We start from the raw sequence: 17,875 nt of genomic DNA, 5'->3' as shown, positions 1-17,875 counted from the left end.
TTTGTATGTACCTTATTACCTAAATTGACGACTCCTGCAACTCATATTGCTTATGTGGATACTGATGTATGTGATGCAAACGGCAGCCGGAGTTTTCCTGATTTTAAACCTGACTGGAATCCAGATTTACAGCTTACTGCTGGGTATGTGAGTTCGGGCGTGTGGGTGGATAAATTAAGCCGTGTTGTGGCTCATGTTGGTCAATCGTGCCGATTAACCCCATTCTCAATCAGTCAGTTTTTATGCTTGTGCTATGTCAATGGTAATGAGGAGCGCATTGAACATATTCCACTGGTATTAGTGTCTCGCCCAGAAAATGTCGCCCCTTTTAATTTAGCCGCTCCATTACTGGCTGATGCATATCGGCCGTTTGCCGATATCATTGCTTCAAATTTGCCTACATTAACATTGCGTTGGGGCATGCCATCATCACCTTTAGTGTCGATTATCATTCCGACTCGTAATGGAATGGAACTTGTAAAAGCTTGTATAGAATCGATTTTACATAAGACGACTTATTCTAATTATGAAATTTTGTTGATAAATAATGGTTCTGATGACATTGACTGTATACACTATTTTGCTGAGCTGGATAAACACCCAAAAATTCGCTTAATTAATTATGACAAAGCGTTTAATTATTCTGCCATTAACAATTTTGCCGCTAAGCATGCCAATGGTGAAGTGTTAGCGCTTGTTAATAACGACATTGAAGTGATTTCGCCTAATTGGTTACAGGACATGGTGAGCCATGTATTACGTGATGATATTGGCTGTGTTGGCGCAAAATTGCTGTTTTCGGACGACAGGATTCAACATGCTGGTGTGGTGATGGGTTATGGCGGAGGCGCAGGGCATGCGCATAAGTATTTTCCTGCTGATCATTGTGGTTACATGAACCGTTTGGTGGCGAGCCATAACTATAGTGCGGTAACTGCGGCCTGTTTGTTGATTACCACGAACGATTTTTGGGCCGTGGGTGGTTTGAATGAGCATGATTTGGCTATTGCATTTAACGATGTGGATTTATGCTTGAAGGTATTAGCGTTAGGCAGACGAAATCTGTATTGTGCTGAAGCGATATTATATCATCATGAATCCGTTTCACGCGGCCATGAAGATACGCCTGAAAAAGTGTTAAGATTTAAACGAGAGTTATCTTACCTACAGACTCATTGGCAGCATGTGATTGCTGCTGATCCGGCTTATAATCCTAATTTAACACTTAGACGTGAAAATTTTGGGATTAAAGATTTTTCTGTAACTAATTGATTATAATGATTAGTTGGTGTTTTATCGCGTTTGTTGTGTCGTTTAGACTTTTTCATGACCCAATTAGTATGTCTTTTAGATGACTATTTTTAGGTTTTTTTATTTTATACCGAGATCACATGAGTCAGAACCTAGCGTCAAATAGTCAGTTTATTTTGCAATCATCTTTTCCTTTGCCTAGCACCGTGAAAACTGTGTGTGGTATGTCTGTTTACATCAATGACCAGTTAGCATGGGTTAAACAGGCCGTTGAGAGTGTGCTGAATCAAACGATGGCCCCTGATTTATTAGTGGTGGTATTAGANNNYGGTAATGTGTCTGATGACATCTCTCTGTATTTGTCTAAAACCGAGAAGTTACATCGTAATTTTGTACTAGTGCATGGTTTGGTTAATCGTGGCCTTAGTGTATGCATGAATTATATCATTGAGATGACACTTCCATTAAAACCAACCTATTTTTTCAGGATGGATGCTGATGATATTTGCGTATTGCATCGATTTGAAAAGCAAATCACTTTACTTGAAAAGCATCCTGATGTTGATGTGTTAGGCTCGGCTTTGTGGGAGATTGATGAAAATGGCAATCGAGCAGGGATCCGCCGTTTACCATTAACCCACTCTAAATTACTTAAGTCATTTTCGCGGCGTTGCCCTATTAATCATCCTACTGTCGCAATTCGGTTTTCTGTTTTTGAGCAGGGGCATCGTTATGTTCCACAAATGTTGAATACCCAAGATTATTTTTTATGGATAGCACTGGCAGCAGACGGTAAAAAGTTTGCTAATGTGCGTGAACCTTTACTCCATTTTAGACGCATTAATGGTTTTTATAAGCGACGTGGGCGCGGAAAATCGGTTAACGAGTTTAAAGCTCGTTTACTCGCTATGGAATTATTGTCTCAGCGGTCGATACAGAATTACTGCTATGCTTTATTGGTACTCACCCTAAGGATGATGCCTGCTTGGGGGATTAAGTTTGCCTATAAATGTGACCGTTTTTTACTTAATTTGAAGAGACATCATTAGCCATGATCGGCGCCATTCTTGTTGTTTACAATCCAGATTTAGCGTTAACAGAGCGTTTGTTAACCCGCCTGTATGGCCAAACCGAAGAGGTTATTATTATTGATAATAGCCCAAAGCCGCATAACTTTAAAAAAGTGATTGAGCATTACACTTACCTACATTTCCCTGAAAATATTGGTATTGCTGCGGCGCATAATGCCGGTATTGTCCATTTGCTTAAACTCGGTTGTGAGTACGCGATATTACTTGATCAAGACAGTTTAATCCCTACTGATATGGTGTTTAACCTAAGCAGTTTACTTAAAGCTTCTAAAGCGATGAAACAAGAGATTGTGGCCATTGGCCCAAGGATACATTGCTCTTTTTCTGATAAAGGGGTGCGCTCTTTAGTGCAGCGTGAAGTGTTTGATTATGAACAATTGGTCGGCGTAACTCAGATTATTGCATCTGGAATGATGATTGATTTAAGTGCCATTGATGAAGTGGGTTTAAAAGACGAGTCACTGTTTATTGATGGTGTTGATCATGAGTGGTGCTGGCGAGCTCGAAGTATGAACCTGTCGATAGCGCGTGCTAAGCAAGTTGAGATGATCCACCGGTTAGGTGACTCAAGAAGCAAGTTTATTGGCGTGACCTATAAAGTAGGGGCTCCGATACGATTGTATTATCAGTTTAGAAACATTTTACTGTTAAGCCGTCGTCCTTATGTGCCCACCTATTGGAAAGCTCGTTGTTTGTTTTTTATGCCGATAAGATTCTTTTTAAATAGCGTAATGCAAACCAATAAACGTAAACGTTTTACGTACATGGTTAGAGGTATTTGGGACGGAATATTAGGCCGAACAGGTGCTTATAACAAACATTGGCATCATTGATACGTTTTTGAACTAATTAAGTTGAAAATGATGGCTTTTTAGAGGTGATTTTTTTGTTTTTGTCAGGAAAAACGTCTGCGTATATGGTAGATTGTTGCAATTAATGCGTTAAAAATGAGATTTACGTCAGTTATTCGTTTTATATAAATACGATTTGAACCAGCACATATGCTTGTTCAGCATGGATATTGATTAATTTAGGATTTGAATAAACACATGAATGAAGAAAGATTGACCCATTTAAAAGCACTTGAAGCCGAATCTATTCATATTATGCGAGAAGTTGCCGCAGAGTTTGATAATCCAGTGATGCTGTATTCAGTGGGTAAGGATTCTTCAGTGTTGTTGCACCTTGCGCGCAAAGCGTTTTACCCCGGTAAAATTCCATTTCCGTTGATGCATGTGGATACAAACTGGAAGTTTAAAGAAATGATCCAGTTTAGAGACAACATGGCTAAAAAGTATGGCTTTGATTTGATTGTGCACAAAAACCCACGTGGTTTAGAGATGGGCATTAGCCCATTTGTACACGGTAGTGCTAAGCATACTGATATCATGAAGACTGAAGGCTTAAAACAAGCGCTTGATATGCATGGTTTTGACGCTGCATTTGGCGGGGCTCGTCGTGATGAAGAGAAGTCTCGTGCAAAGGAGCGTGTGTATTCATTCCGTGATAGCAAGCACCGTTGGGACCCTAAAAATCAACGCCCTGAATTATGGAACATTTATAACGGTAAAGTTGATAAAGGTGAGAGTATTCGTGTTTTCCCATTATCGAACTGGACTGAGTTGGATATTTGGCAATACATCTATTTAGAAGGGATTGAAATCCCTGAGTTGTATTTTGCCAAAGAACGTCCTGTGGTTAAGCGTGATGGTACATTGATCATGGTTGATGATGAGCGTATGGAGCTTAACGAAGGCGAAGTGGCTGAAAATAAAATGGTTCGCTTTAGAACATTAGGTTGCTACCCATTAACAGGTGCTGTTGAATCTGTTGCGCAAACCTTGCCAGAAATTATTCAAGAAATGTTGTTGTGTACGACATCTGAGCGTCAAGGTCGCGTCATCGATAATGACTCTGCTGGCTCAATGGAAAAGAAAAAAATGGAAGGTTACTTCTAATTTTTATTGGCGTAATTTTTGTTGTTTGTTGCTTACGTCAGCAAACAAAACATTTTTATGACCCAGTAAAAACTGGGAGTATGCAAGATTAAGGATATACAGATGTCTACAAGTACAGCTCTAATTGCTTCGGATATTGAAGCTTATTTAAAAGTTCATGAAAACAAAGACATGCTACGCATTTTAACCTGCGGCAGTGTTGATGATGGTAAATCTACCCTGATTGGTCGCTTGTTGTTTGACAGCAAAATGATTTTTGAAGATCAGATGGCGGCTATCGAGAAAGATTCTAAGCGCTTTAATACCACAGATGAAGCATTTGACTTAGCGTTATTGGTTGATGGTTTACAGTCTGAGCGTGAGCAGGGAATTACCATTGATGTAGCGTATCGTTACTTTGCCACTGAGCAACGTAAATTTATTATTGCTGATACCCCTGGCCATGAGCAATATACTCGCAATATGGCGACAGGTGCTTCAACTTGTGATTTGGCGATTATTCTAATTGATGCCCGCCATGGTGTGCAGGTTCAAACCCGTCGTCATAGTTACATTTGTTCTTTATTAGGCATTAAGCATGTGGTTGTCGCAATCAACAAAATGGATGCGGTAGATTACGAGCAGTCGGTATATCAAAACATTAAAAAAGACTACCGCGAGTTTGCTGAAGACTTGTGTTTTGAAGATGTGCGCTTTGTGCCTATTTCTGCTTTACGTGGTGATAATGTTGTTAATGAGAGCGATAAGATGCCTTGGTATCCTGGTTCTACATTAATGAAACTATTAAACACGGTATCTGTTACCCGTGCTAAAAGCGATGCTTTTAGACTACAGGTGCAATATGTAAACCGTCCAAATCTTGATTTTCGTGGTTTCTGCGGCACGATAGGTGCGGGTGATATTCGTGTGGGTGACACCGTTGCTTCATTGCCATCAGGCAAAGAAAGCAAAGTTAAATCAATTGTGACGTTTGATGGTGATATTGAAAAAGCCAGCGCAGGTATGGCTATTACTCTGACATTAGAAGATGAAATTGATGTGAGCCGTGGCGACATGCTGGTTCGTCCTCATCAAAAACCGCATTCATCTAGCCACTTTGAAGCCGATGTGGTGTGGATGACTGAAGAGCCACTGCACGTTGACCGTGAGTATGCGATTAAAGTGGGCAGTAAGTCAGTATTTGGCCATGTTGAAACGGTTAATTATAAAGTTGACGTCAATACACTTGAGCAGCAAGAAGCCTCGCAGTTGAACTTAAACGAAATTGGTAATTGTCATTTTGCGCTTACCGCTGCAGTGCAGTTTGACGAGTATGATGTGAATCGCAATACGGGTGCATTTATTATCATTGATCGTTTAACCAATGTTACAGTGGGTGCAGGCATGATACGTAAGCCATTAGATGCTAAGTCTAGCAAGTCTGATAGCCAGTATTCTGCTTTTGAAGTTGAATTTAATGCACTGGTACGTAAGCATTATCCTCACTGGGATGCCAAAGTTATTCGTTAATTAACGAGTGTTTTGTCGCTAAAATATCGGGCTGTAAGGAAACTTACAGCCTGTTTTTTACGAGTTAATTTTTAGCTATGGATGGTGATATATTTCATGTCATTAGATGCTTATCTAACATTACTGATTTTTGCATTAACTGTTACCGGGTTAATTGTATTACAAAGTCGTCCTGTTGCTGTATTTGGCGGTACATTGGTCGCCTTAATCGGTTGTAATTTGGTGACAAAAACTCAATTGTTGACCAGTATTGCAAACCCTGGGCTGGTGACGTTAATCTTATTGGTGTTGTGCTCCCTAGCGCTAGAAAAAACTCGTTTACTCCGTATTATCGCCTCAAAAATTATTGTCAATAATTATCATTCAACTTGGTTGAGGTTGTTTGGTATAACGACATTGTTTTCGTCTATTTTAAATAACACGGCCGTTGTCGCGACCTTATTATCTCCCATTAGAAATAACCCTCATCATTTTGCCAGTCGGTTATTACTTCCTTTGTCTTATGCTTCTATCCTTGGTGGTACATTGACATTAATTGGTACCTCGACCAATTTAATTGTTAACTCGATGTATATTGAGGCTTCGGGGCGGTCGTTGTCTTTTTTCTCTTTTACTGCTGTGGGGGCGGTTTTAGTGCTCACTTGCGGTATTGTGATGTTTTTTTGCACACGATTTCTGCCTGATATTGCCCAAGAAAAAGCAAGTTCTGCTGGGTATTTTATTGATGCCAAAGTTCTTGAGGGCTCTGAGCTGGTTGGTCGCTCAGTTGAAGTGAATGGTTTAAGGCATTTAGAGTCATTATTTTTAGTTGAAGTGGTGCGCCAAGGTCGCCTAATTAGCCCTGTTGCACCAACAGAAGTGATTCAAGTTAATGATAGGCTTATTTTTTGTGGCGAAGTGACTAAGCTTTTGCAGCTTGGCCAGTTTTCTGGTTTAGAGATTTTTGCTGAAAAGAGTGGCTCGTTAGACAGTAATTTAACTGAAGTCGTCGTTAGACAAGAGAGTATCATTACAGGGCAAACGTTAAAGAATATTGGTTTTAGGGCATTGTTTGATGCCGCTGTTGTCGCAATACGCCGTGATGGTGAGCAGGTGTCTGGTAAACTCGGTGAGGTGGTTATTCGCGCCGGTGATTTTTTAGTTTTAGCGGTTGGTGAAGACTACCGTACCCGTACCAATATCAGTAAAAACTTTCTTGTGTTGTCCGGTGTTGAACCTGAAAGCAGAATTAATGGTTGGCGGGCTTGGTTATCGATTGGTGGCTTTATTTCCATCATTGCTTTAGCAGCGATTGGCGCTGTAGATTTATTAGAAGGGTTGGTGCTTTTACTTGGCAGTTTATTATTTGCTAAATGTTTAACCGCCAATGAGTTGCTGAGGCGTTTTCCTATTGATATCTGGCTGGTGGTGTCATCGGCTATTTTGTTGTCGAATGCATTGGTGAACTCTGGTGTTGTTGAGTTATTAGGTGAGTGGATTAAGCAATTTAATGACCCTGGTTACGTGTTTATGGCACTAGTTTTAGTTTATGTTGTGACATGGTTGATGACAGAGTTGGTGACGAATAATGCCGCCGCGGCATTAATGTTTCCTATTGGCTATAGTGTCGCATTAGGATTTGGGGTGGATGTTTTGCCCTTTGTCATGACAGTTGCCTTTGCTGCAAGTGGTAGTTTTATTAGCCCTTATGGTTATCAAACCAATTTAATGGTGTTTAACGCGGGTAATTACCGTTTAGCTGACTTTGTTAAAGTTGGTTTGCCTGTCAGTCTTGTTTATGGCGCGGTGGTGTTGTTTATGGTACCCATCGTATTTCCGTTTTAATGTTTAACAAAGTACTAAAGTTAAGTTAGTACTATAGGATTAATCAATGTCAGATGTGCCTTATAAAAATGTCGATGTAGCGGGTGATAAATCATCCGATGTAGTTTGGCATCAAGCCAGTGTGACTCCCGAGCAACGAGTCAGCGCTAACGGCCACAAACCTGTGGTGCTTTGGTATACCGGATTAAGTGGTTCGGGTAAGTCTACCGTGGCGAATGCCGTTGATAAAATGTTGTTTGATTTGGGGTGTAAAACCTATGTACTGGATGGCGATAATGTTCGTCATGGGCTAAATGGTGACTTGAGCTTTACGGATAACGACCGGGTTGAAAACATCCGTCGTATTGGCGAAGTGTCTAAACTGTTTGCCGATGCTGGCCTTATTGTCTCAACTGCATTTATTTCGCCTTTTTTAGCCGACAGACAAATGGTGAGAGATTTATTGCCTGAAGGGACATTTGTTGAAGTCTTTATTGATACTCCTATCGATGTTTGTGAAAGCCGAGATCCTAAAGGGCTTTATAAGAAGGCGCGCGCAGGCGAGATTAAAAACTTTACTGGTATCGATTCAACTTATGATGCTCCGGTTTCGCCTGAAGTACATGTGCAAACGGCATTGGGCTCTATTGAGCACTGTGCATCACAGGTTGTTGAGTATCTTATTGAAAAAGGTTTTATCGCCCGCTAACTTAGCGATGTATATATATGTTATTTAGGCTTATATTATGAATTACGATGTGTTTAATGGTGATGCAGATGGCATTATTTCGCTCTTACAACTGCGTTTGGCTCAGCCCGCTAACAATAAATTAATTACAGGGGTTAAGCGCGATATTGAACTGTTGAAAACAGTACCTGTTGTTGATACCGATGAAGTGGTGGTATTGGATATTTCAATGGAGAAAAACATTAGCGCATTGGTTAAGTTGCTGGATTCAGGCGTAAAGGTTTTTTATGCTGACCATCATCGTAGCGGTGATATTCCTGATGCTGCTCACCTTAATGCACTGATTGATTTAGATCCTAATGTTTGTACAGGCTTACTGGTTGATAAATGGCTTGATGGTCAGTTTCGTTTGTGGGCGATAACGGCCGCTTATGGTGATAACTTATTTACCAAAGCTGACCAACTGAGCCAAGAAGCAGGTTTGAGTAAAGAGCAATCTGAACAGTTAAAACAACTGGGTATTTTAATCAATTATAATGGTTATGGCTCATGTGTGGAGGATTTACATTTTCATCCAGCCGCACTGTATCAATCTTTACTAAATTACCCTTCACCTTTTGATTTGTTTACTGACAAGCGCTCTCCATATTGGGTGTTACATGATGCTTACGAGGCTGATATGGCCAATGCATTAGCGATTGCACCTCGTTACGAAGGCGAGCATTTTGCCTTGTTTGAATTACCAGACTTACCTTGGGCAAGGCGTGTTAGTGGTGTATACGGTAATCATTTGGCGAACCAAACACCTGATCGTGCTAATGGTGTGTTAACATTAAATGCTGACAATACATACACTGTTTCTTTGAGAGCACCATTAAATAACAAGCAAGGTGCGGGTGATATTTGTAGCCAATTTGCTACTGGAGGTGGTCGAGCTGCCGCCGCGGGTATTAACGCATTAGCAAAAGATGATGTTAAACAGTTTATCTCGGTCACTGAACGTTATTATTCTGGACAAATAACTTAGATGTTGATTCATTTTATTGATGATATTGCTCGTAGCGTAACACATCATTTAGCTGTAGATGGACAATTCAATTCGACAGATGATGTATTTGATTATTGCTGTGAGCTATTGATGTGTGCTGAAGAATATCAATTCCCGGTGTTAAACCCGAATATCTCGCGTAGAGAGTTTTTAGGGTGGAGCGTTTATTGGGATGTTGAAGTGTTGCCGTGCTCCATTTCGATCTCTCTCATTGATGCTAAGAGTGGTGACATTATTAGTCGCACGTATCGTTTATAGGCGCTGATGAACCAATTTTTAAGTGAGTTTGTATGAAGTTTTTAGTCACCGGTGCGGCGGGGTTTATTGGTTCTGGCGTATGCAAAGCCCTATGTTTAGCTGGGCATGATGTTGTTGGTGTTGATAACCTTAATGAATATTATGATGTTGGTTTAAAGCATGCAAGATTGGCTAATATTGGCCATGATTTATCATTTTCATTTGTGACACTCGATTTAGCTGATAGCGTTAAACTCAATGGGTTGTTTGCAGCACACCGATTTGATCGGGTTATTCACCTTGCGGCGCAAGCAGGGGTAAGGTATTCGCATGAGCAGCCTATGGTGTTTGCTGAAAGTAATTTAGTGGGCCATTTAGCAATATTAGAGGCTTGCCGTCATCATAAAATAGAGCATCTTGTTTATGCGTCATCGAGTTCTGTTTATGGATTAAACGATAACATTCCTTTTACGACTCAACAAAGTGTCGATCATCCGATTTCGCTTTACGCCGCAACGAAAAAAGCTAACGAACTAATGAGTCATAGCTATTCTCATTTATATGGCTTGCCTACCACTGGGTTACGGTTTTTTACTGTGTATGGCCCTTGGGGGCGCCCAGATATGGCATTATTTAAATTTACTAAAGCGATTTTAAGTGGTGAGCCAATTGATATCTATAATTTCGGTGATTTAAGTAGAGATTTCACTTTTATCGATGATATTGTTGAAGGGGTTATTCGCGTACAAGATAAAATTCCTCAAGCAAATGATAACTGGAGTATGAGTGATGATCCTTTGTCTCATAGTTGTGCTCCTTACCGAATTTATAATCTAGGTAATGGAAAACCGGTAAAGTTATTGGATTTTGTTGAGGCGCTTGAAGATATCATTGGCATTAAAGCGGTTAAAAATATGATGCCATTACAGTCTGGTGATGTTCATGCCACTTGGGCTGACTCAAGTGAGTTGTTCGATTTAATTGATTATAGGCCGACAACAGATATCCGAGAGGGAATTGCGAAGTTTGTGAGTTGGTATAAAGAGTATTATAACCTTTAAAAGGAGTTGAGATGAAAGTTGTTATCCCTGTTGCGGGGTTGGGTACACGAATGTTGCCTGCGACGAAGGCAATCCCAAAAGAGATGTTACCAATTGTTGATAAGCCATTGATTCAATACATTGTAAATGAATGTGTTGCCGCCGGTGTAAAACAGATTGTATTAGTTACTCATGCCAGTAAAAACGCCATCGAAAACCACTTTGATAAGTCTTACGAACTCGAATCTACATTAGAAAAACGTGTAAAGCGCCAGTTGCTTGAAGAAGTTCAGGCTATTTGTCCGAAAGATGTGACTATTATGCACGTGCGTCAAGGTGAAGCAAAAGGATTGGGGCATGCTGTATTATGCGCTTACCCTTGTATTGGCAATAACCCCTTTGCGGTGGTGTTACCTGATGTGATTTTAGATGAGTACACCGCTGATCAAAAAAATGAAAACTTAGCTTCTATGATTGCTCGATATAAAGCGACGTTTGCCAGCCAAATTATGGTGGCTCCTGTCCCTGATGATCAAGTGAACAAATATGGTATTGCCGATTGCAATGGCGTGGAGATTGCTCCAGGTGATTCAGCTAAAATCAGTGCCATGGTTGAAAAACCTGCGATTGGTGAAGCGCCATCTAACTTAGCGGTTGTTGGTCGGTATGTTCTTTCAGAAAAAATTTGGCGCTTATTAGCTAAAACCCCAGCCGGTGCAGGGGATGAAATTCAATTAACGGATGCGATTGACATGTTGATTGAGCAAGATACCGTCGAAGCCTTTAATATGACCGGTAAGTCACATGATTGTGGCGATAAAGTGGGTTATATGGCTGCTTTTGTTGAATATGGCTTACGCGATCCTAAACTAGGTAAAGAATTTAAAGAACGTATTGAAGGTATGTTTTAACAGTATTGTTTAGTGCTAAATGATAAAAGCCAATTTACGTTGTAAGTTGGCTTTTTTGTTGGCGTTTAGTTGAAAGTGTTATCAAGCAATAACATTGAGCAGATTGGCGACATAGGGTTACAGACATCAAATAATAACTAGGCCTTAGTATTTGAAATATGACTAAGTTTTTTTTGAGGCCTCACCTGTGCATACCCACCCAAAATCGAATGATAAATCGTTCAGTTGTCTTTGTAGCGTTAAATGCAATGAAAATTAAAAGGCGGATTTTTGTTTAAGAAAGCCCCTCAACGGTTAAGTAAACCAGTTGGATTGACGCTGGCTTAGTCATAATCGTTAAGGGGGAGTTAAAGTAGAGGCTAATGACCGATACGATCTAACTTTTGTATCAGCTCCATCTTTATCTCTTGAGGGGTTTGGCTGTGCCAATAACCGCTGACATAGGCAAATAATGGCACCATAAACATCAGCGTAAACAATAAGATCATTAATCCTCTGGCAGAAAGTTTAATGCCATTACGAGTGCTAAATTGCAGTGCCTCTTTTTTAGGGCAAGCTGACATACAACGCATACAGGCTTGGCATTCGTCTGAGTGGATATTTTTTTGAGTATGAACTGATATATTCGCAGGGCATGCTCGGGTACATTTATCACAACTCATGCCTTTAGTTTCAATTAGACAATGTTGTGTATTACGGCGAATTTTAAACGGACTCAAAAAGCTCACTATGCCTAACATCGCGCCGTAAGGGCAAATGTAGCGACAAAACCCTTGACGACGCCAAGCTGCTAACGCAAAGATGATACTGAAGCCGATCAAGGCAACCATTGATGGCATCATAAAAAACACTGCCATTTTTAAGTCTGCTACCTTGTGGTAGTTGCCTGTTAAGTAATTCGGAAGACTTGCTGTTGGCATTGAAATGACCAAATACACAAGGGCGGCTAATAATAAGTATTTAAGCATTCTCAGTGGCCAGTCTATCCATGCTGGTGGCAGAAGTTCTGCAGAGATAAAACGTTTTCTGAGTTTATAAAAGTATTCACCCGCTAAGCCTAATGGGCAAGCCCAGCCACAAAAAGCGCGTTTGCAAATAAGCCCTGTTAATAATACGACACACAGCATCACCACCGCTGCAGGATGGTTTTGATCCCATAACCCTAACGTTAAAATGGCTTTCAGTTCAATGCCGCCAGCTATGGGTAAAAATGCATCTCCTACATCAGGTCGCATTAACCAAGGGGTTTCTCCTGCATACAGCATTGCTGCGTTAATGGCATATTGCACACCAACTAATAACATGGAAAGGGCAAAAAAATGTTGGCAAATCTCGCGTATTTTATTCGGTCTGCCTTCAGCCTTAGCGAAGGCAGGTTGGTATTGACCTAGTGTGGTCACAACGACTACTGCGCCCAGCAAAATAAGTAATAGTGGCCAAAAAAAACTCGCGATAGTCGCGCCGAGCAATAATGCTCCGCTGACCAATGCGCCCCATTTTTTGCCACCCCAGTATAATAAGCTGGTGCTATAGACTAGGGCTAGCATTAAGGTGATTGATTCAATTGTACTCATAGAGGATACCTATATTGTTTCATTTGCTGTCAATAATGGATAAAGGTGCTGCCTAAAGGGTCGTTCAACCATAACGCTCTGTTATGGTTGGTATTTCGAGTTTTGTTGCCATGTGTCTGAAGTCAGGTTAATGATGATAAGAAATACATTGCAGTTCACTTCGTTCGGTTAGAGCTACTGTCTAGCAAACTTTTTAGGTCATCTAATCTACTGATAATAAAGTTTTTTCTTCCGTCTCTATATAAATACCCGTTGCGAATGAGATTATTCATTAACGAAGAGGTGGTTTGGCGTGTTGTTCCAATTAATAGTGAAATATCTTCCATGCTTAAATCGCATTCAAATCGGAGTCCTTCGGCAGTTTGTTCACCCGATGTTTGTCCCCATGACAGCACAAACTCGATTAATCGATACCTCGCATCATGAAATATGAGACCCTCGATGAGATCTAATGTACTGCCTAATGCTTCACCTAAAATCCCGGTCATTACGATTGATAACTCGGGGAATTTGGCGATTTTATCGCGAAAAATCTCAGCCCCGACAAGCATCAAAGTTGAGTCCTTGCATGTCTCCAAAAATGCTCGAGTATGTGTGCTGAATATATCGCCAGGCTCAAGAAAGCAGAGGGTAAACTCGCGGCCTTCATAAGAAAGATATACGCGTACTCTGCCTGAATGCACAATAAATACCTCATTGTTTCCCATACTCGGTATGCTAAATAGCTGTCCTTTCGAAAAGCTTTTGCACCTGAATTCATCTAGAAACCCTTCGTATTGAGGCTCTCTCAGCTTCTCAATGGTATTCATTCGTGACATTCTCATCTTTGATTGCATGTCGCGCGCTCCTTATGATTTGCGATAGTAAATGCTGCTACTGGCCTAATTAATGATTTATTTGGGCTTTGCTTTTTAACTTTATGATCATTAATAGTAAAAGCTTTGCGTGCCTGTGGCTCATTGTTAATGTTAACTAATATATACTCAACGTTGAGTGTCTAACTTGGTCATTTATTGATTAGCTCAATAAGTGAGGTGTTAAACATAAAATCCTATCTTTTTGTACAAGAAATACCTGGAACAAAGCGATTAGCAATCAAAGATGTGTCAGACACGTTTCTCACTGCCATTGCAAACCATGTAACCCTCATTTTGGGCATTCGGTTTATACCATTTCATGCGCTCAGGTTTATCATTTCCACCGGCAATAACGCTAAGATAGTCGCTTTTAAAACATTGGACATTCTTTAATGCCCAGCTCTCGCTCAGTAACAGAAGCAACACCTCACCCCAAACTCAAATCGAATGTTTATACATGTTATTTCCCGTTATTTTGTGCGATAACGAAAATAACTGGGACAAATGTAATTCAGATAAGGGAGGGCGATCTGTCGCCTTGCTGACAGTAGAGCATTATGCATAGCTTTGCATGAATGATTTTTGCAATAAAATAGGTCGTTTTACTGCTACTACAATAAGTTTGATTAATGCTAACTGATTGAAATTAAGTAATAAGTTAAATAGCAGTTTTGTTTTTTATAAAAAGAGGGCCTTTATACACTCAATTTAAACGAAATAAATACGAATTCGCATTTTTATGACATAGCGCACTATTAAACAATTTATTGGCCTGCAGAAAGCAACATATGATGTCGTGATGGTTTGTTATTTGTTTGGCATGGCGAATCATTTTATTGACCCGCATTGTTTAGCCAGACACTTTTGCTCTCTATTGCCTATTAGTATTTAGCTCTCAAAGTCATGGCGGGTGAGCCGTCAAATGGTATATATATATTCGTTTTATATTTGGAAGAGCAGCGTGCGAATTGATTCCTAGTCAAATTTGGTGTTAATTGCGGTGATAGAACTTATATTGACTTATTGGCTTTCAATCATAAAATTCTTAACCATATAATATAGAATTGATGGTCTTTGTGATACTTGCTTTGCGCAGTCGGTTACCATCAATAGTATTGTAGCGGCCAATTTTACTTGACCATTACACATCGTTAGCAAACAAATCGATGTATGATGAATCTAATGATGCTTGAAGTCGTGTTAAGGGTTGAATTTTAGGAGAAAAACCACGTTTAACATCTCAATCAATAGCCTTCTGAATTTTATTATCTTAAATTTCAACAATTTATTTGTTGAATAACGTCCTATAACTAATTAGTATTCAAATAATATCAATAAATTAACACTCACATGTAATATTAAAGAGATTACTTTTCTAATACATATCATCTCCGTTTCAAGGATAGAAATGGCATAAATCCTTGGAGCTATATTAATGAGAAATAATCAACCAATAACGCAAAAAGAATATGATTATCCCCAAGATTGGATTTTATTATCTATCACAGATACCAATAGCCATATTAAATATGCTAACCGTTCTTTTTGTACCGTGGCGGGGTTTAGCCAACAAGATTTAATTGGTCAACCACACAATATGGTACGTCACCCAGATATGCCTGCTGCGGCATTTAAAGACCTTTGGCAGCATATTCAGCAAGGAGATCCTTGGAAAGGTTTAGTGAAAAATCGTTGTGCCAATGGTGACTTTTATTGGGTTGATGCTTTTGTGACTCCCATTTCCTATAAGGGAAAGATTGTCGAATACCAATCGATTAGAACGAAACCAACTCGAGCCCAAATTGAACGGGCTGAAAAAATTTATACCCAATTAAAGCAAGACAAAACGCACTCAATAATACCGAAAAAAATCACCTTACCTATTAAAGTCTACTTAAGCTTTACGGCTGCCATGTTACCTATGGCTTATATTGCAAGCCAAGGCGATATGGTGAGTTTAGGGTTATTTGGTCTTTCCTATTGTGGTGGCTTATTCGTGCTAAAAACTGCATTTAAACGGTTTAATCAACTTGTTAAAAAGGCATCGGCCATTTATGACAATCCCATATCCTCAGCGGTTTACACTGGACATAATGATGATGTAGCTAAAATTGATTTAGCATTGCAAATGCAAGCATCCGAACTCAGGGCTGTGTTAGGTCGTACACTTGATTCTAGTGAGCAGGTCTCGGCTAGTGCAAGAGAGTCTGCGGATAAAGGCAATGAAATTAAACAAAACAGTCAATCACAACTGTCTGAAATCGAACAAGTTGCTACTGCCATGCAAGAGATGACAGCGACATTAACTGATATGGCTTCAAATTGCGCTGATGCTGCTCAATCGTCAAATAGTGCACTCTCTCAAACCACATTAGGTGACGATGTGGTTAAGCAAATGGTTTCTTCCATTCAAAAAATGTCAAATCAGCTCGGTACGATTTCTAATGTGATCACCGAGTTGGAGCAACACGGAAAAAATATTGGTTCTGTATTGGATGTTATTGAAGCCATTGCTGAACAAACTAATTTACTAGCATTAAATGCTGCAATTGAAGCCGCAAGAGCTGGAGAGCAAGGTCGTGGATTTGCTGTTGTGGCTGATGAAGTTCGATCATTAGCTCAGCGAACTCATACTTCAACGAAAGAAATACATGATATGATCAGTCGTTTGCAACAAGGTACAGGTACCGCCGTTTCAAGCATGGAACAAGGGCTTAATGATGCTAGCATTTGTGTTGAACAAGCGGAAAAAGCAGGTGTTGCCCTGAATGAAATTCGTCAAGCGGTAGAGCAAATCACAGACATGACTCATCATATTGCTAGTGCTGTAGAACAACAATCTCAGGTATCTAATGAAGTTAATAGAAGTGTCGAAGCAGTATCTAGATTAGTGAACAGTAGCAATGAGCTGGGTCAAGATATGGTTCACCTGGGCGGTGATGTTGTTAATAAAGTGGATTCGCAAATGGTATTAGTTGAGCAGTTTTTATCAAGAAATCTTAAAACCACTCACGATAATTAAGCAAATTGACTTATACATTTTAGTGGCCTCAAGCCAATGATTTTCTATGTATAAAACCTTTGGTATCGTGTCTCATAATGCAAACACTATTCGTCATTTACACAACATGACCACCGGGCTCAAATATTGACTGGGTTGCAGCATTGCCATGACATCAAACGGTAATGTACATCTTGTATTTGTTGTTATTGACATACGAATGTTGATTAATCAGTTAGCGCTAAGCGCCTTGACGTAATTAATATGCTCCTAGGTGCCAGCCATTGTTAACATTCTGTTTTGGGATACTAATGGCTTTTAGTTTTACTATCGTCACTTGAAAAAGGGATTTTCATCTGACGGTGCCAATAATCATGACGCTATTATATTCGTAAGCTACAATGGAATGGTAATTATTTAGAAAGTTGGCATGAATGCTTACTTTTCAACACTATGCTTGTCTGAGTACAAAGAACAGGAAGTCATTTTAACGCTGGAGATTTATCGGACTACGGAAGTTCGTTTAACGCCCACCTTTCTTTGAAAAATGTTCGCGATCTCATCCTACGATAGTTATCGAGACTCACCTTAGATAATCTTAAGGCGCATAGTTTGATTGATTAATTTAGACGTGATAACGAATATAGATCGCGCATTTTTACTTGAATGATTGTTTTTAGCTGTCAATATAAAGATGTTAATAGCAACTTAGCCTCATTAAGTTCCAATGCAAAGTGAAAATTAGCCGAAAAGGAATGAGTTTAAACCATAACCCTCACCGGAAACGAGTGCTAAAAGTGACTCTCTGCTATCTTGATGATGGCTAAAGCATTGATAAAAAGGTCACAGAAAGAGATATCCGAGTATTCATGACCGTCGTTGATTGATGATGTGGTATTTTTATTTT

The 17,875-nt window shown here is 39.8% G+C and carries 14 protein-coding genes; 12 read left to right on the top strand and 2 right to left on the bottom strand.

Annotated features, from left to right (window positions below; translation table 11 throughout):
• From PQR79_RS10895 to galU, 11 genes are all read left to right on the top strand, one after another.
• A partial coding sequence (locus tag PQR79_RS10895) for a glycosyltransferase family 2 protein (RefSeq protein ID WP_274408489.1) occupies positions 1 to 1,272 on the top strand: 1,272 nt, incomplete at its 5' end.
• Between the two features lie 119 nt (positions 1,273 to 1,391).
• Positions 1,392 to 2,300 carry a glycosyltransferase gene (locus tag PQR79_RS10890; protein WP_274408488.1) on the top strand — a complete coding sequence of 303 codons (909 nt, stop codon included), beginning with the start codon at positions 1,392 to 1,394 and terminating at the stop codon, positions 2,298 to 2,300.
• A 2-nt stretch (positions 2,301 to 2,302) separates the two neighbouring features.
• Positions 2,303 to 3,175: a glycosyltransferase family 2 protein gene (locus PQR79_RS10885; RefSeq protein ID WP_238102811.1), complete on the top strand. Its 873-nt coding sequence runs from the start codon at positions 2,303 to 2,305 to the stop codon at positions 3,173 to 3,175.
• A gap of 216 nt (positions 3,176 to 3,391) precedes the next feature.
• Complete coding sequence (cysD, locus tag PQR79_RS10880; protein ID WP_238102813.1) at positions 3,392 to 4,300, top strand: sulfate adenylyltransferase subunit CysD; 909 nt, start codon at positions 3,392 to 3,394, stop codon at positions 4,298 to 4,300.
• Positions 4,301 to 4,402: 102 nt separating this feature from the next.
• Positions 4,403 to 5,809 (top strand): sulfate adenylyltransferase subunit CysN, encoded by a 1,407-nt coding sequence (gene cysN, locus PQR79_RS10875; protein ID WP_238102814.1) that lies wholly within the window; start codon positions 4,403 to 4,405, stop codon positions 5,807 to 5,809.
• 96 nt (positions 5,810 to 5,905) lie between these two features.
• A complete protein-coding gene (locus tag PQR79_RS10870) occupies positions 5,906 to 7,633 on the top strand; it encodes an SLC13 family permease (RefSeq protein ID WP_238102815.1) in 1,728 nt (575 codons plus the stop codon).
• A gap of 46 nt (positions 7,634 to 7,679) precedes the next feature.
• Positions 7,680 to 8,321, top strand: a complete 642-nt coding sequence (cysC, locus tag PQR79_RS10865) for an adenylyl-sulfate kinase (RefSeq protein ID WP_238102816.1) — start codon at positions 7,680 to 7,682, stop codon at positions 8,319 to 8,321.
• Positions 8,322 to 8,358: 37 nt separating this feature from the next.
• The gene (locus PQR79_RS10860; protein ID WP_238102824.1) at positions 8,359 to 9,327 is read left to right on the top strand and encodes a DHH family phosphoesterase; all 969 of its coding nucleotides are present in this window, start codon (positions 8,359 to 8,361) and stop codon (positions 9,325 to 9,327) included.
• Positions 9,328 to 9,606 carry a hypothetical protein gene (locus PQR79_RS10855; protein ID WP_238102830.1) on the top strand — a complete coding sequence of 93 codons (279 nt, stop codon included), beginning with the start codon at positions 9,328 to 9,330 and terminating at the stop codon, positions 9,604 to 9,606.
• Between the two features lie 32 nt (positions 9,607 to 9,638).
• Positions 9,639 to 10,646, top strand: coding sequence for an NAD-dependent epimerase (locus PQR79_RS10850; protein WP_238102833.1), 1,008 nt, complete (start codon positions 9,639 to 9,641; stop codon positions 10,644 to 10,646).
• An 11-nt stretch (positions 10,647 to 10,657) separates the two neighbouring features.
• The gene (gene galU / locus PQR79_RS10845) at positions 10,658 to 11,536 is read left to right on the top strand and encodes a UTP--glucose-1-phosphate uridylyltransferase GalU (RefSeq protein ID WP_238102839.1); all 879 of its coding nucleotides are present in this window, start codon (positions 10,658 to 10,660) and stop codon (positions 11,534 to 11,536) included.
• 359 nt (positions 11,537 to 11,895) lie between these two features.
• On the opposite strand, the gene PQR79_RS10840 is transcribed toward galU, so the two are convergent.
• On the bottom strand, positions 11,896 to 13,110 hold the full coding sequence (locus tag PQR79_RS10840; protein ID WP_238102840.1) for a 4Fe-4S binding protein: 1,215 nt from the start codon (positions 13,108 to 13,110) through the stop codon (positions 11,896 to 11,898).
• A 155-nt stretch (positions 13,111 to 13,265) separates the two neighbouring features.
• Positions 13,266 to 13,946, bottom strand: a complete 681-nt coding sequence (locus PQR79_RS10835) for a Crp/Fnr family transcriptional regulator (protein WP_238102841.1) — start codon at positions 13,944 to 13,946, stop codon at positions 13,266 to 13,268.
• Between the two features lie 1,456 nt (positions 13,947 to 15,402).
• Between PQR79_RS10835 and PQR79_RS10830 the strand changes: the two genes are divergently transcribed.
• Entirely contained in the window at positions 15,403 to 16,989 is a 1,587-nt protein-coding gene (locus tag PQR79_RS10830; RefSeq protein WP_238102842.1) for a methyl-accepting chemotaxis protein, read from the top strand.
• Positions 16,990 to 17,875: the final 886 nt, after the last annotated feature.

The sequence above is a fragment of the Shewanella metallivivens genome, assembly GCF_028750675.1.
Taxonomy (GTDB): domain Bacteria; phylum Pseudomonadota; class Gammaproteobacteria; order Enterobacterales; family Shewanellaceae; genus Shewanella; species Shewanella metallivivens.
Note: the sequence above shows the minus strand (reverse complement) of the source record. Positions and strands in the feature narration are given on the sequence as shown.

What these genes read in the sequence shown, in the direction of transcription:
- PQR79_RS10885 (WP_238102811.1), top strand. Translation starts at nt 2,303, where the DNA reads ATGATCGGCGCCATTCTTGTTGTTTACAATCCAGATTTAGCGTTAACA.
- cysD (WP_238102813.1), top strand. Translation starts at nt 3,392, where the DNA reads ATGAATGAAGAAAGATTGACCCATTTAAAAGCACTTGAAGCCGAATCT.
- cysN (WP_238102814.1), top strand. Translation starts at nt 4,403, where the DNA reads ATGTCTACAAGTACAGCTCTAATTGCTTCGGATATTGAAGCTTATTTA.
- PQR79_RS10870 (WP_238102815.1), top strand. Translation starts at nt 5,906, where the DNA reads ATGTCATTAGATGCTTATCTAACATTACTGATTTTTGCATTAACTGTT.
- cysC (WP_238102816.1), top strand. Translation starts at nt 7,680, where the DNA reads ATGTCAGATGTGCCTTATAAAAATGTCGATGTAGCGGGTGATAAATCA.
- PQR79_RS10860 (WP_238102824.1), top strand. Translation starts at nt 8,359, where the DNA reads ATGAATTACGATGTGTTTAATGGTGATGCAGATGGCATTATTTCGCTC.
- PQR79_RS10855 (WP_238102830.1), top strand. Translation starts at nt 9,328, where the DNA reads ATGTTGATTCATTTTATTGATGATATTGCTCGTAGCGTAACACATCAT.
- PQR79_RS10850 (WP_238102833.1), top strand. Translation starts at nt 9,639, where the DNA reads ATGAAGTTTTTAGTCACCGGTGCGGCGGGGTTTATTGGTTCTGGCGTA.
- galU (WP_238102839.1), top strand. Translation starts at nt 10,658, where the DNA reads ATGAAAGTTGTTATCCCTGTTGCGGGGTTGGGTACACGAATGTTGCCT.
- PQR79_RS10840 (WP_238102840.1), bottom strand. Translation starts at nt 13,110, where the DNA reads ATGAGTACAATTGAATCAATCACCTTAATGCTAGCCCTAGTCTATAGC.
- PQR79_RS10835 (WP_238102841.1), bottom strand. Translation starts at nt 13,946, where the DNA reads ATGCAATCAAAGATGAGAATGTCACGAATGAATACCATTGAGAAGCTG.
- PQR79_RS10830 (WP_238102842.1), top strand. Translation starts at nt 15,403, where the DNA reads ATGAGAAATAATCAACCAATAACGCAAAAAGAATATGATTATCCCCAA.